The organism is Streptomyces sp. NPDC056600 (assembly GCF_042792855.1).
Classification (GTDB): domain Bacteria; phylum Actinomycetota; class Actinomycetes; order Streptomycetales; family Streptomycetaceae; genus Streptomyces.
In genome coordinates, this window is record NZ_JBHTVQ010000059.1 from 28,120 (window position 1) to 42,447 (window position 14,328).

A 14,328-nucleotide genomic window follows, 5' to 3' on the forward strand; every position below is an offset into this window, starting at 1 on the left:
CCGGATTCCCCGAGAGGGGGACCCGGGGCGCGGTCGTCACGGCCTCCGCCCGCCGGACGACGCCGGCTCAGTCCTCGTCGTCGTAGCGGGGGTCCACCGCCTCCGGGGTGAGGCCCAGCAGATCGGCGACCTGCTCGACCACCACCTCGTGCACCAGCGCGGCCCGCTCCTCCCGCCCCTTGCTGCGGATCTCCACCGGCCGCCGGTAGACCACGACGCGCGCCGGGCGGCCCTCCCGGCCGGGGACCGTGCCGCCCAGCGGCACCGCCTCGTCGTTCCAGGCGTCGTCGGAACCCGGCGCGGGCGGCACCTCGAGGACCAGGAAGTCGACCTCGGCCAGCTGCGGCCAGCGCCGCTCCAGCCGTTCCACCGAGTCCTGCACCAGGTCGGCGAAGAGCTCCGCACGGCTCGCGGCGAGCGGCACCTGCGGAGGCGCGATCGGGCCGCGCATGCCGCGGCCGTGGCGGTCCCGCCGGCGGGGCCCGGGACCCGTGGGACGAGGCGGTACGGGGTTCTCCATCACCGGTGCAGCGTAATCGTCCGCGCCGCCCCGCGCCCGCCCGCGCGACGCGTACCGGTTGATCCCTTTTTGCCGCGAGTTCGCCGCGGCTGCCGCCGCGACACGGGCGGGTGACGTAGGGGAGAGTCGTCGCGGCCCGCTCAAGAGTGCGGTACCGTCCATCGTCGTGAGCCCTGTACGTCGCTGTTCGCGCACCGCCTGCGGCCGACCCGCCGTCGCGACGCTGACGTACGTCTACGCCGACTCGACCGCGGTCCTCGGCCCGCTCGCCACCTACGCCGAGCCCCACTGCTACGACCTGTGCGCCGAGCACTCCGAGCGCCTCACCGCCCCGCGCGGCTGGGAGGTCGTCCGGCTCCTCGACGGCTCGGCGCCCGCCCGTCCCAGTGGCGACGACCTCGAGGCCCTCGCCAACGCCGTGCGCGAGGCGGCCCGTCCGCCGGAGCGCGCCGCGGAGGGCGGCGGTTCCGCCGGCCGGTCCGGCGACCCCCTCGAGGGCCCCCGCCGCGGACACCTCCGCGTGCTGCGTTCGCCCGACAACTGACGCGCCCGGCAACTGACACACCCGCCGCGGAAACCCGTCGGCACCCCCGGACAACCGCGCTCCCACGGGTGACGGTTGTGCGCGCGCAACCTCCATCGGTCCTTCTCCGCACGCCCGTTGACGCCCCCGCACCTCCCGCACCACCATTCCCCCACCCGTGAGAAAACACTTTCCGCATCACGGAATCCGGGAGGCGTTGTGTACGTCCAGGAACTGGAACCCGTCGGCGGATCGCTGGGCCTGTCGGCCCTGGTGGCCGCCCTCCCGCTCGTCCTCGTGCTGGTCCTGCTCGGCGGAGTGAGGATGAAGGCCCACCTGGCCGGCCTCACCGGTCTGGCGGGCGCGGCACTGGTGGCCCTGCTCGCCTACGGCATGCCCCTCGGGCAGACCCTCTCCGCCGCCGCCCAGGGCGCGGCCTTCGGTCTCTTCCCCATCATGTGGATCGTCGTCAACGCCCTGTGGGTGTACCGGATGACCGTCCGGACCCGGCACTTCGACATCCTGCGCCGCTCCTTCGGACGGCTCTCCGACGACCCGCGCATCCAGGCCCTGGTGGTGGCCTTCTGCTTCGGCGCCCTGCTGGAGGCGCTGGCCGGCTTCGGCGCCCCGGTCGCCATCTGCTCCGTGATGCTGGTCGCCCTCGGCTTCGACCCGGTCCGCGCCGCGGTGGTCGCCCTGGTCGCCAACACCGCCCCGGTGGCCTTCGGCGCCATGGGCACCCCGGTGGTCACCCTCGCCCAGGTCACCGGACTCGACCTGGACACGGTGGCCTCCGTGGTGGGCCGCCAGACGCCGCTGCTCGCCCTGGTCGTGCCGCTGGTGCTGGTCGGCCTGGTCGACGGCAGGCGCGGCCTGCGCGAGACCTGGCTGCCCGCCCTGGTCTGCGGAGTCGCCTTCGCCGTCGCCCAGTTCGCCGCCTCCAACTACGTCTCCGCGCAGCTGGCCGACATCGCCGCCGCGCTGGCCGGCGCGGGCGCCCTGCTCCTGGTGCCCCGCGCCCGGAGGGCGGCCGCGCCCGAGGTCCGAGCGAAGGTGCTCACCGGCACCCGCAGCGAGGACCTGGACGTGCGGGACGAGCGCGGCGAGGTGGTCCGCGCCTACGCCCCCTACGCCCTGATCGTGCTGATCTTCTCGGTCGCCCAGATCCCGCCCGTCAAGGAACTGCTGGCCCGGACCACCCAGGTCTACGACTGGCCGTTCCTGGACGTCGCCGACCCGGCCGGCGAACCGGTCGGCGCCAACCTGTTCAGCTGGCCGGTCCTGGCCACCGGCGGCACCCTCGTCCTCCTCGCCGGCCTGGTCACCGCCGCCGTGATCGGCGTGCGGGCCGCCGACGCCGTCAAGGAGTGGGCGGCAACCGTCCACGAACTCCGCTTCGCCATCCTCACGGTGACCAGCGTGCTGGCCCTCGCCTACGTGATGAACCTGTCCGGCCAGGCCGCCACCATCGGCCACTTCGTCGCCGCGGCCGGCGCCGGACTCGCCTTCCTCTCGCCGGTCCTGGGCTGGTTCGGCGTCGCCGTCTCCGGTTCCGACACCTCGGCCAACGCCCTCTTCGGCGCCCTTCAGGTCACCGCCGCGCAGCAGGCCGGCCTGTCGCCCGAACTGCTCGCCGCCGCCAACAGCTCCGGCGGCGTCCTCGGCAAGATGATCTCCCCGCAGAACCTCACCATCGCCTGCGCCGCCGTCGGTCTCGCGGGCAAGGAGGGCGACCTGCTGCGAAAGGTCCTGCCGTGGAGCCTGGGCCTGCTGCTGGTGATGTGCCTGATCGTTCTCGGACAGAGCTCGGCCGTCCTTGGCTGGATGCTGCCCTGACGGACCCTCCGGTTCCGCCCGGCCGCCCCAGGTCGAAGCGCTCCCCGCCGGCCCGCCGTCGCCCGGACGGCGGGCCGGTCGCACGGTGTGCCGAAAAGGGCGGAGGGTAGTTTGTGGTCATCAGCCGACTTCCAGGAGGACAGGCCGTGGCCGTAGATCTGTCGCAGCTCGTGAAGGCGTACGACGTGCGCGGTGTGGTGCCGGACCAGTGGGACGAGCCGCTGGCCGAGCTCTTCGGCGCCGCCTTCGTCGACGTCGTGGGCGCCAGGGCGATCGTCACCGGGCACGACATGCGCCCGTCGTCCCCCGGTCTCTCCCGCGCCTTCGCGCGCGGCGCGGCGGCCCGGGGCGCGGACGTGGTCGAGATCGGCCTCTGCTCCACCGACCAGCTGTACTACGCCTCCGGCGCCCTCGACCTGCCCGGCGCGATGTTCACCGCCTCGCACAACCCGGCGCAGTACAACGGCATCAAGATGTGCCGCGCCGGCGCCGCGCCGGTCGGCCAGGACACCGGTCTCGCCGAGATCCGCGCCCTGGTCGAGGGCTGGGCCGAGACCGGCGGCATCCCCGAGATCGCCGAGAAGCAGGGCTCCATCACCCAGCGGGAGACCCTGGAGGACTACGCCGCCTACCTGCGGTCCCTGGTCGACCTCACCTCGATCCGCCCGCTGAAGGTCGTCGTCGACGCCGGCAACGGCATGGGCGGCCACACCGTCCCCACCGTGCTCGGCGGCCTGCCCCTCGACGTCGTCCCCATGTACTTCGAGCTGGACGGCACCTTCCCCAACCACGAGGCCAACCCGCTCGACCCGGCCAACATCGTCGACCTGCAGAAGCGGGTCCGCGAGGAGGGCGCCGACATCGGCCTCGCCTTCGACGGCGACGCCGACCGCTGCTTCGTGGTCGACGAGCGCGGCGAGCCGGTCTCCCCGTCCGCGATCACGGCGCTGGTCGCCTCCCGGGAGCTCGCCAAGCACGGCGGCGAGGGCGTGGTCATCCACAACCTCATCACCTCCTGGTCCGTCCCCGAGGTCGTCAAGGAGTGCGGCGGCACCCCGGTGCGCACCCGGGTCGGCCACTCCTTCATCAAGGCGGAGATGGCGAAGTCCGGCGCGATCTTCGGCGGCGAGCACTCCGCCCACTACTACTTCCGCGACTTCTGGAACGCCGACACCGGCATGCTGGCCGCGCTGCACGTCCTCGCCGCCCTCGGCGGGCAGCAGGGCACCCTCTCCGAGCTGGTCGCCCAGTACGACCGGTACGCGGCCTCCGGCGAGATCAACTCCACGGTCGACGACCAGGCCGGCCGCCTCGCCGCGCTCAAGGAGACCTACCAGGGCCGCGAGGGCGTCACCCTCGACGAGCTCGACGGCCTGACCGTCACCGCCGCCGACTGGTGGTTCAACGTCCGCCCCTCCAACACGGAGCCGCTCCTGCGCCTCAACGCCGAGGCCCGCGACGAACCGACCGTGGCCCGCGTCCGCGACGAGGTCCTCGGCATCATCCGCGGCTGACCCCGCACCTGCGCCCGCCCGTCCTTCCTGCGCCCGCCCGCTCCGCTGCGGGCGGCTGGGCCACCAGGGGCGGCACGGGCGGGCGCAGGCGGTGCGGAAGAACGCGACCCACTTCGGGGTGGCCGGGCCCGGGGCGGAGCCCCGGTTCTGGGGGTCCCCCCGGCCGGAGGCTGGGGGAGGAAGGGGCGGGGTGGGGGAACGGCCCCGCGCAGCGGCCCGCGAACGAGCCGCACCCCGTCCACCCGCCGCGACCCCGCCCCTCACGCCCGACCGGGTACGCTGACGTCGCCCTACAGCCCCACCCCCCGGAGGGACCCCATGCCGCTCGAACCCGGCCTCCTCGAGATCCTCGCCTGCCCGGCATGCCACGCTCCCCTCCAGGAGCGCGAAGAGGAACTCGTCTGCACCGCCGACGACTGCGCCCTCGCCTACCCCGTCCGCGACGGCATCCCGGTGCTGCTCGTCGACGAGGCCCGCCGCCCCGACTAGGCGAGGCGCGCCCGGGCCAGGCCCGCCGCCCGCCCGGGCGAACCGACGACACGACCCGCCGCCGGAGGCTTCCCGCCATGTTCGACGAATCGCTGCTCGACGACCCCGAGGGACTGTCCACGGCGGACCGGCGTGCCCTGCTCCGCGGCGCGGCCGAGGCCGGCGCCCGCGTCCGCGTCGCCCTGCGCAACACGGACGAGGCCGGCGTCCCCGGGCTGCGACCGGACGGCCGCCCCCGCGCCGTGCTGATCGCCGGACCCGGCGCGGCCGCCGTCCACACCGCCGACCTCCTCGGCACCCTGGCCGGCCCCGGCAGCCCCGTGATCCGCCTGGCCCCCACCGGCGTCGCCCCGGCGGCGGGCGCCCTGCGCTGGGAACTGCCCGGCTGGGCGGGCAACCTCGACATGCTCCTGATCGCCAGCCCCGACGGCACCGAACCGGGCCTGTCGCTCCTCGCCGAGCAGGCCTACCGCCGCGGCTGCACGGTCGTCGCCGTGGCCCCCGGCCGCAGCCCGCTGGCGGACTCCGTCGGCGTCTCACGCGGCCTGTTCCTGCCGATGGCGGCGGAGCCCCGGCGCGTCCCGGGCGAGCAGGACGACACCCACCCCGCCCTCACCGCCTCGGCCCCCGGCGTCCTGTGGGCGCTGCTCACCCCGCTGCTCGCCCTCCTGGACCGCACCGGCGTGCTGCACGCGCCGCCCGCCACCCTGGAGAAGGTGGCCGACCGCCTCGACGCCGTCGCCGAGCGCTGCGGGCCCGCCGTCCCCGCCTACGGCAACCCGGCCAAGACCCTCGCCGCCGAGCTCGCCGAGTCCCTGCCGGTCGTCTGGACCGAGGGCCACTCCGCCGGACCGGCCGGACGCCGCTTCACCGCGGCCCTCGCCGAACTGGCCGGCCGTCCCGCCGTCGCCGCAGAGCTCCCCGAGGCGCTGGACGCCCACAGCGCCCTGCTCTCCGGCCCGCTCGCCGCCGCCGGCGACCCCGACGACTTCTTCCGCGACCGCGTCGAGGAACCGCCGGCCCTCCGCGCGCGTGTCGTCCTCCTGCGGGACCGCCCCACCGGCGGCCTCAGCGCGGCCCCCGCCGCCCGGGACCTGGCCATCAGCCACGACACCCCGGTCAGCGAGATCGAGCCGGAGAACGGCGAGGAACTCGAGACCCTGGCGGAACTGATCGCCATCACCGATTTCGCCGCCGTTTACCTGGCGCTCGCCTCGGGTGTCTGAGCTGGAGCCGACACACCGCACCCGCCCCGGAACCCCCGGCGCGGAGGACACGCCGAGACACCCGGAGACGAAGGGTATGGACCTCCTCACCAACACCATCCGCCCCTACGCGTGGGGCTCCACCACCGCCATCGCCGAGCTGATCGGCGAGCGGCCCACCGGTGAGCCGCAGGCCGAGATGTGGATGGGGGCCCACCCCGGCGCGCCCTCCCGGACCCCGCGCGGCAGCCTGCCCGACGTGATCGCCGCCGACCCCGAGCGCGAACTCGGCGCCGGCACCGTGGCCCGCTTCGGCCCGCGGCTGCCGTTCCTGCTCAAGCTGCTGGCCGCCGCCAGCCCTCTCTCGCTGCAGGTCCACCCCGACCTCGTCCAGGCCCGCGAGGGGTACGAGGCCGAGCAGCGCCGCGGCATCGCCGTCGACGCCCCGCACCGCAACTACAAGGACGCCAACCACAAGCCCGAGCTGATCTGCGCCCTCACCGACTTCGAGGGCCTGTGCGGCTTCCGCCCGGCGGCCGGGACCGCGGACCTCCTCGACGGCCTCCAGGTGCCCGCCCTCGCCCCGTACACCGAGGCGCTGCGCACTCTCCCCGAGGCGGACGCGCTGCGCCAGGTCCTCACCGACGTCCTCACCGGCGACCCCGAGGAGACCGCCCGCACCGTCGCCGACACCGCGGCGGCCTGCGAGCGCCTCGGCGGACGGTACGAGGTCTACGCCCGGATAGCGCGACACTTCCCCGGCGACCCCGGGGTCCTCGCCTCGATGCTGCTGCACCACGTCCGCCTGGCGCCCGGCGAGGCCCTCTACCTGTCGGCCGGCGTCCCGCACGCCTACCTGCGCGGCCTGGGCGTCGAGCTGATGTCCACCTCGGACAACGTGCTGCGCTGCGGCCTCACCCCCAAGCACGTCGACGTCCCCGAACTGCTGAAGGTGGTCCGCTTCGCGTCCCGCGGGACCGAGGTGCTCACCCCGCGCCCCCTGCCGGACGGCGAGGAGCTGTACGAGACCCCGGTGGACGAGTTCCGCCTCTCCCGCCTCCGTCTCACCGACGGAACCGCCGCCGCCGACCTGACCCGGCCCGCGCCGCAGGTGCTGCTGTGCACCGAGGGCGGCGTCCGCGTCGGCGAAGTGAAGCTCGCGCCCGGCGCCTCGGTGTTCGTCCCCGCCGGAGAAAGAACCGAAGTGTCCGGGAGCGGGACGCTTTTCCGGGCAACCGTCTCCTGCTGAGGACCGCTCGACAGCACGGCCGCCACGCCCTCTCGGTGGCGGCCTGCAACAATGCCGACGGTCAACGGACATGACGGCTGAGCAGGAAGGACCACGCGAACTCATGAGCGCGTCAGGCGGAACCAAGGCGATCGTCGCGGCACTGGCCGCGAACCTCGCGATCGCGGTAGCGAAGTTCGTGGCGTTCCTCTTCAGCGGCTCGTCGTCGATGCTCGCCGAGAGCGTCCACTCGCTGGCCGACTCCGGCAACCAGGGCCTCCTGCTGGTCGGCGGCAAGAAGGCCAAGCGCGAGGCCACCCCGCAGCACCCCTTCGGCTACGGGCGCGAGCGGTACATCTACGCCTTCCTGGTCTCCATCGTGCTGTTCTCGCTCGGCGGCATGTTCGCCCTGTACGAGGGCTACGAGAAGATCAAGGAACCGCACTCGCTGGAGCACTGGTACTGGCCGGTCGGCGTGCTGGTCTTCGCGATCATCGCCGAGGGCTTCTCCTTCCGGACCGCCATCAAGGAGTCCAACGGCCTCCGCGGCGGTCTCTCCTGGACACAGTTCGTCCGCCGCGCCAAGGCGCCCGAGCTGCCCGTCGTCCTGCTGGAGGACCTCGGCGCACTGGTCGGTCTGGTCCTCGCCCTCGGCGGCGTCGGCCTCGCCATCCTCACCGGCGACGGCGTCTGGGACGGCATCGGCACCCTGTGCATCGGCGTCCTGCTGATCGTGATCGCCCTGGTGCTGGCCGCGGAGACCAAGTCGCTGCTGCTCGGCGAGGCCGCGGGCGTCGAGGAAGTGAAGAAGATCGAGGCCGCCGTGGTCGACGGGGACACCGTGCCCCGCCTGATCCACATGCGCACTCTGCACCTCGGCCCCGAGGAACTGCTGGTGGCCGCGAAGATCGCGGTCAAGGCCGACTCGAACGCCGCGGAGATCGCCGGCGCGATCGACGCCGCCGAGAAGCGCGTCCGCGCCGCGGTGCCCATCGCCCGCGTCATCTACCTGGAGCCGGACATCTACAGCGAGACCGCGGCGGCCGCCGGCCCCGACCCCGAGGCCACCCCGGGCGGCGCCCACCCCGCCCACTGACCCGTACTCCACCGCGAAGGCCCGCGCCGGCACCCCCCGGCGGCGGGCCTCGCCCGTCTCCCGCCCTCCGCCCGGAGGAGAGCCCCGATCTGGCCCTAGCCCCACGCGGCCCACTGCGGCGCCTCCACCGGCACCTCCCGCCGCCGTCCCAGCGCGCCCACGATCCCCAGCACCACCCCCACGACCAGCACCACGAAGCCCGCGACCGCGCCGACCAGCAGCCACCGCAGCGCCGACGCCGGCACCACCCGCCCCACCACCGCGTCCGCCGCGACGGTCCCGCCCCGGTCGTCGAGGAAGGAGCGCGAGTCACGGGAGTTGTCGCGGTTGTCGCCCAGCAGGAACAGCCGCCCCTCCGGCACCGTCACCTCGTAGGACGGCGCGAAGCCCTCGTGCGATCCCAGGTACGGCTCGTCCAGGGCCTGCCCGTCGACCGTCACCTCCTGGGCCCGCCCGTCGCCCCGTGCGGCGACCCGCTCGCCGCCGGTCGCCACCACACGCTGCACCACCAGGGCGCCCTGGTACCGCTCCGGGAAGCGGTACAGCACCACGTCGCCGCGGCGGAGGCCGGCCTCCGCCCCGTCGACCCGCTCGTAGAACATCCGGTCTCCCGGCTCGAACGTCGGCCGCATGCTCGCCGAGGGAATGGTCGCCGTGGCGTAGCCGGTCAGCACCCGCAGCAAGCAGAATCCCGCCACCGCGATCCCCACCACGCTCGTCACCACGCCCGCCGTCACCAGCCGTGCCGCTCTGTTCATCATCTGCCCCTTCCCCAGGCCCATTTGGGCCCGACGAGGCTAGCCGGACCGTCCCGGACTGGGGCACGGCGGGGCTGCCGGTGTAGCTTGGGACGGAGCCAGACGTCGCTGCTGATGGCGGTCGGGCGGTACCACGCGGTGAGCGGCGGACCGGCCGAGGGAGAGAGGGCCTCCGACGGACTGCGCTGCGCGCGCGTGGGCACTCCTGTGCCGACGGGGCACCGTGGTGCCCCGGACGCCGTCGCGCAGACCAGCCGTACCCGACCTCTACCCACACACCCGCTATCCGCGAGGAGCAGCACTTCATGACTGTCGACAACCGACAGGACTTCAAGGTCGCCGACCTCTCCCTGGCCGAGTTCGGCCGCAAGGAGATCACTCTCGCCGAGCACGAGATGCCCGGCCTGATGGCGATCCGCGAGGAGTACGCCGCGGCGCAGCCGCTGGCCGGCGCCCGCGTCACCGGCTCCCTGCACATGACGGTCCAGACCGCCGTCCTGATCGAGACCCTGGTCTCCCTCGGCGCGCAGGTCCGCTGGGCCTCCTGCAACATCTTCTCCACCCAGGACCACGCGGCCGCCGCCATCGCCGTCGGCCCGAACGGCACTCCGGACGACCCGCAGGGCGTCCCCGTCTTCGCCTGGAAGGGCGAGACGCTGGAGGAGTACTGGTGGTGCACCGAGCAGGCGCTGACCTGGCCGGACAGCCCCACCGGCGGTCCGAACATGATCCTCGACGACGGCGGCGACGCCACCCTCCTGGTCCACAAGGGCGTCGAGTACGAGAAGGCCGGTGAGGTCCCCGCCCTGGAGACCGCCGAGTCCGAGGAGCACCTCGAGATCCTCCGCCTGCTGCACCGCACGATCGGCGAGGGTTCCCAGAAGTGGACCCACCTGGCGTCGGAGATCCGCGGCGTCACCGAGGAGACCACCACCGGCGTGCACCGCCTCTACGAGATGCAGCGCGACGGCGTCCTGCTCTTCCCGGCGATCAACGTCAACGACGCGGTGACCAAGTCGAAGTTCGACAACAAGTACGGCTGCCGCCACTCCCTGATCGACGGCATCAACCGCGCCACCGACACCCTGATCGGCGGCAAGACCGCCGTGGTCTGCGGCTACGGCGACGTCGGCAAGGGCTGTGCCGAATCGCTCCGCGGCCAGGGCGCCCGCGTGATCGTCACCGAGATCGACCCGATCTGCGCGCTGCAGGCGGCGATGGACGGCTACCAGGTCACCACGCTCGACGAGGTCGTCGAGACGGCGGACATCTTCATCACCACGACTGGCAACAAGGACATCATCATGGCCGCCGACATGGCCAAGATGAAGCACCAGGCCATCGTCGGCAACATCGGCCACTTCGACAACGAGATCGACATGGCCGGCCTGGCCAAGATCCCCGGCATCGTCAAGGACGAGGTCAAGCCGCAGGTCCACACCTGGGCCTTCCCCGACGGCAAGAAGATCATCGTGCTGTCCGAGGGCCGCCTGCTGAACCTGGGCAACGCGACCGGCCACCCGTCGTTCGTCATGTCCAACTCGTTCGCGGACCAGACCCTGGCCCAGATCGAGCTCTTCACCAAGCCCGACGCGTACCCGATCGGCGTCTACGTGCTGCCCAAGCACCTCGACGAGAAGGTCGCCGCCCTCCACCTCGCCGCGCTCGGCGTCAAGCTCACCAAGCTCCGCCCCGAGCAGGCCGCCTACATCGGCGTCGAGGTCGACGGCCCGTTCAAGTCGGACCACTACCGCTACTGAGCGGCGGTCCGCAGCACGGAACCTCCCGGCAGGCCCTCGCCCTCGCGGCGGGGGCCTGCCTCCGTCCGGCACCCCGAGGACCCAGGACACCCGATGCCCACCGGCCGCTACCTGCTCCACGACCCGTACGACGGCGCCCCGCGCGGCCAGGAGCACTTCCAGTGCGCCCCCGGCCCCTCCGGCTGGCGTTACGTCTCCCAGCTGCTCACCCCCGAGGGGGACCATCGGGGATCGGTCGACGTCACCCTCGACGCCCTCGGCCGCCCGCTGCGCGTGGAGCTCCACGCCGGCGGCTGGCAGGTGCGCGGCGCCGCCCTGGACGGCGTCACCTGGGTGCGCACCGACCCGACCGGAACCCACGCCACGGAGGGCAACGTCCAGGCGCACGCCCTCACCGGCGACTCCCCGGCCTTCCTGGTCGCCACCGCCCGCCTGCTGCGCCCGGAGCCGTCCGCCGCGCCGGTCAGGGTCCGTCTCGTCGCGTTCACCGACCCGGTCCTCGCGCCGCTGACGGTCGACCGGACCTGGGCCCTCGTCGGCCGGGACACGCACACCACCGACATCGGACCGCTGGTCGTGGACGAGTACCGGGTCACCGACCTCGACACGGGCGAGCAGCACACCGTGCACCTCGCGGGGGACGTCGTCCTGTCCGCACCCGGCGTGGAGCTCGACGACCTGCGGTCACCGCCGTCGGCCTTCACCGACTTCACCGACGACGGCGCCGCGTAGGCGCGTAGGCCTCAGGCGGGCGGCGCGAAGCCTCCGCCGGCACGGCCCTCCTCCGGTGCGGCGGGCTTCGCCAGGTCCACGGGGGCCGGAGGCGCCGAGGGGGGAGCCGGGGGAGCCGGCGTCGCTGCCGGAGCGGCAGCGGGGGCGGGGGCGGGGTGGGCCGGGTGAACCGGCGGCGACGGGGTCGGCGTCGTCGTCTGGGGGTGCGCAGGCGTCGTCGCCGTCGGCGGGACCGGAACGGACCCGGGAGCCGGAGCCGGCCAGGACCCCGGAACAGGGGCCGCCGCGGGCCACGGCTGCGCGGCCGGCGCGGGACCGTACGAGGGAGCGGGACCGTACCCCGGGGCCTGCCCCCACGACGGGTACGCCCCGCCGACCGGCGCCTGCACCCGCGCCCTCGCCTGCGCGGCGGACTGCGCCCGGGCAACCTCCCGCATCTGCCGCTCGTAGAACACCGCCCCCAGGAACTCCGGCGCCGGAACCCCCTGCGTCTGCGCCCCCGTCCGTGTCGCCACGTCCGCGGCCAGCCGGTGCGCCACCTCGTGGCCCACCGCGGGATCCAGCTGGGACATCCGCGTCAGGTACTGCCGCACCGCCAGCCACAGGTCGTCCGGCACGGCGGACAGGTCCAGCTGCGCGAACCGGCCGACCAGCCACGGCGGCGGGGGAGGAGTCCCCCTCACCTGCCCGCCCGGCACCCGCTCGCGCACCACCAGCGTCCCGGCGAACACGTCGCCGAGCCGCCGCCCCCGCGCGGAGGCCAGCGAGGCGATGCAGGCGACCACGCCCGACGTCAGAATGAGCTCGAACATCCCGATCAGGCCCCGGACCAGCGCGTGACGGAAACCGATGGGCCCACCGTCGTCCCGTACCACCCGCAGTCCCAGGGCCAGCTTGCCCAGCGACCGACCGCGGGTGAGCGCCTCCACCGCGATGGGCGCCCCGACGGGGATCAGCAGGAAGGTGCCGAGCGAGATCGCGGCGGCGGCCGCGTCGTCCACCGTGTTCATCGTGGCGAAGAGCAGCACCATCACGAGGACCCAGGCGAGCAGCGCCACCGTCAGGTCGAGCAACAGCGCCAGCCCCCTGCTCGGGAGCCGCGCCGGTCTGACCTCAAGGGCCACCGCCTCGCCGGTCACCAATTGATCCATCCGCCCCGCCCCTTCCGACCGCCCCGACTTCCGACACCGCGATCATGCCCGGGCCGGGATTCCTCCCGCACTGACGTGCGGGCCGCCAGTCTGCCAAGCTGTGCAGCACGCCGCCGCAGGACCGCCCTGTCGACGCAGGTTGAGGAGCAGCCGACACCCATGGACCTGGACGTCTTCGTCGCCACCCATCGTGCCGAGTGGGACCGTCTGGAAGCGCTGCTGAACCGTCGGCGCCGCCTGACCGGCACGGAGGTGGACGAACTCGTCGCCCTCTACCAGCGTGCGGCGACCCATCTGTCCGTCGTCCGCTCCAGCGCCCCGGACCCGCGGATCACCGGCCGGCTGAGCCAGCTCGTCGCCCGCGCCCGCAGCCGCGTCACCGGTACGCGCAAGGGGTCCTGGAAGGACGTGGCCCGTTTCCTCGGGCAGGGATTCCCGGCCGCCGTCTACCGGTCACGCCGCTGGTGGGTGCCGACGGCCGTCCTGTCCATCGCGGTCGGGGCCCTCCTCGCCTGGTGGGTCGCCACCCATCCCGAGGTGCAGGCGGTCCTCGGCTCGGACGAGGACCTGCGCGAGATGACCCGTCCCGGCGGTCAGTACGAGAACTACTACTCGAGCCACCCGGCCGCCTCGTTCGCCGCCCAGGTGTGGACCAACAACGCCCAGGCCGCGGCGCTCTGCCTGATCACGGGCGTCTTCCTCGGGCTGCCGGTGCTGTACGTCCTCTACCTCAACATGCTGAACCTGGGCATCGGCGTCGGTCTGATGGCCGACGCCGGGCGGCTCGAACTCTTCATCGGCCTGCTCCTGCCGCACGGCCTGATCGAGCTGACCGCCGTCTTCGTCGCCGCGGGGACCGGTCTCAAGCTCGGCTGGACGGTCATCGATCCCGGACCGCGGACCCGCAGGACGGCTCTCGCCGAGGAAGGGCGGGCGGCGCTGGCCATGGCGATCGGCCTGGCACTGGTGCTCTTCGTGGCCGGCGCGATCGAGGGCTTCGTGACCCCGTCGGGCCTCCCGACCTGGGCGCGCGTGGGCATCGGGGTCGTGGTCGAGCTGGCGTTCCTCACCTACGTCTGGGTACTCGGCGGCCGCGCCGTCCGTGCGGGCGAGACGGGCGACGTGGAGGAGAGCGGCCGGAGCGCCGAGGCGCCGGTCGTCGCCTGATGTGCATCGGGTGCCTACAAGCTGCTACTCTCCTCTTCGCCCCCGGAAGTGCCGTTGACGCGGCACGATGGGGGAGGTAGATTTGAACAGTTGCCCGAAGTGGTGCGGAGCACCCACCGGCAGCCGGTAGGATCTACCGAGTCGCTTCCCGGACGTTCATCGGACCGGAGCGGCAATCCCCCGATAAATCGGAAATTCGAAGCCGGCAGGACCGGCCGAAAACATCTGATAAAGTCGGAACCGCCGGAAAGGGAAAAACGCCGAAAGGCGAAGGACCTGGAAAGCACCGAGGAAATCGGAACGGAAACGGTCTGATAGAGTCGGAAACGAAGGAAGCGCCCGGAGGAAA

General features: G+C 73.4%; 13 protein-coding genes. 10 read left to right on the plus strand and 3 right to left on the minus strand.

What is annotated here, in order from left to right; genetic code table 11:
- Positions 1 to 67 precede the first annotated feature (67 nt).
- Entirely contained in the window at positions 68 to 520 is a 453-nt protein-coding gene (locus tag ACFRAV_RS25175) for a metallopeptidase family protein (protein ID WP_108951578.1), read from the minus strand.
- 160 nt (positions 521 to 680) lie between these two features.
- Here ACFRAV_RS25175 and ACFRAV_RS25180 point away from each other — a divergent pair, with 160 nt between their 5' ends.
- The 7 genes from ACFRAV_RS25180 to ACFRAV_RS25210 all read left to right on the plus strand — a co-directional run bounded on the left by ACFRAV_RS25180 (position 681) and on the right by ACFRAV_RS25210 (position 8,411).
- Positions 681 to 1,064, plus strand: coding sequence for a DUF3499 domain-containing protein (locus tag ACFRAV_RS25180; protein ID WP_382558535.1), 384 nt, complete (start codon positions 681 to 683; stop codon positions 1,062 to 1,064).
- A gap of 198 nt (positions 1,065 to 1,262) precedes the next feature.
- Positions 1,263 to 2,879 (plus strand): L-lactate permease, encoded by a 1,617-nt coding sequence (locus ACFRAV_RS25185; protein ID WP_382558526.1) that lies wholly within the window; start codon positions 1,263 to 1,265, stop codon positions 2,877 to 2,879.
- 146 nt (positions 2,880 to 3,025) lie between these two features.
- Positions 3,026 to 4,393: a phosphomannomutase/phosphoglucomutase gene (locus ACFRAV_RS25190; protein ID WP_382558527.1), complete on the plus strand. Its 1,368-nt coding sequence runs from the start codon at positions 3,026 to 3,028 to the stop codon at positions 4,391 to 4,393.
- Positions 4,394 to 4,711: 318 nt separating this feature from the next.
- The gene (locus ACFRAV_RS25195; protein ID WP_351113513.1) at positions 4,712 to 4,882 is read left to right on the plus strand and encodes a Trm112 family protein; all 171 of its coding nucleotides are present in this window, start codon (positions 4,712 to 4,714) and stop codon (positions 4,880 to 4,882) included.
- 77 nt (positions 4,883 to 4,959) lie between these two features.
- Entirely contained in the window at positions 4,960 to 6,108 is a 1,149-nt protein-coding gene (locus tag ACFRAV_RS25200; RefSeq protein ID WP_382558528.1) for an SIS domain-containing protein, read from the plus strand.
- A 76-nt stretch (positions 6,109 to 6,184) separates the two neighbouring features.
- A complete protein-coding gene (gene manA / locus ACFRAV_RS25205; RefSeq protein WP_382558529.1) occupies positions 6,185 to 7,336 on the plus strand; it encodes a mannose-6-phosphate isomerase, class I in 1,152 nt (383 codons plus the stop codon).
- Between the two features lie 103 nt (positions 7,337 to 7,439).
- Complete coding sequence (locus tag ACFRAV_RS25210) at positions 7,440 to 8,411, plus strand: cation diffusion facilitator family transporter (protein ID WP_382558530.1); 972 nt, start codon at positions 7,440 to 7,442, stop codon at positions 8,409 to 8,411.
- 95 nt (positions 8,412 to 8,506) lie between these two features.
- On the opposite strand, the gene lepB is transcribed toward ACFRAV_RS25210, so the two are convergent.
- A complete protein-coding gene (lepB, locus tag ACFRAV_RS25215) occupies positions 8,507 to 9,172 on the minus strand; it encodes a signal peptidase I (RefSeq protein WP_382558531.1) in 666 nt (221 codons plus the stop codon).
- 302 nt (positions 9,173 to 9,474) lie between these two features.
- Between lepB and ahcY the strand changes: the two genes are divergently transcribed.
- Together ahcY and ACFRAV_RS25225 are read left to right on the plus strand one after the other, a co-directional pair.
- Positions 9,475 to 10,929, plus strand: a complete 1,455-nt coding sequence (ahcY, locus tag ACFRAV_RS25220; RefSeq protein WP_351113518.1) for an adenosylhomocysteinase — start codon at positions 9,475 to 9,477, stop codon at positions 10,927 to 10,929.
- A 93-nt stretch (positions 10,930 to 11,022) separates the two neighbouring features.
- The gene (locus ACFRAV_RS25225; protein WP_382558532.1) at positions 11,023 to 11,661 is read left to right on the plus strand and encodes a hypothetical protein; all 639 of its coding nucleotides are present in this window, start codon (positions 11,023 to 11,025) and stop codon (positions 11,659 to 11,661) included.
- An 11-nt stretch (positions 11,662 to 11,672) separates the two neighbouring features.
- On the opposite strand, the gene ACFRAV_RS25230 is transcribed toward ACFRAV_RS25225, so the two are convergent.
- Positions 11,673 to 12,812 carry an RDD family protein gene (locus ACFRAV_RS25230; protein ID WP_382558533.1) on the minus strand — a complete coding sequence of 380 codons (1,140 nt, stop codon included), beginning with the start codon at positions 12,810 to 12,812 and terminating at the stop codon, positions 11,673 to 11,675.
- Positions 12,813 to 12,971: 159 nt separating this feature from the next.
- On the opposite strand from ACFRAV_RS25230, the gene ACFRAV_RS25235 reads away from it, so the two are divergent.
- Positions 12,972 to 13,979, plus strand: a complete 1,008-nt coding sequence (locus ACFRAV_RS25235) for a stage II sporulation protein M (RefSeq protein ID WP_382558534.1) — start codon at positions 12,972 to 12,974, stop codon at positions 13,977 to 13,979.
- The last annotated feature ends 349 nt before the right edge of the window (positions 13,980 to 14,328 follow it).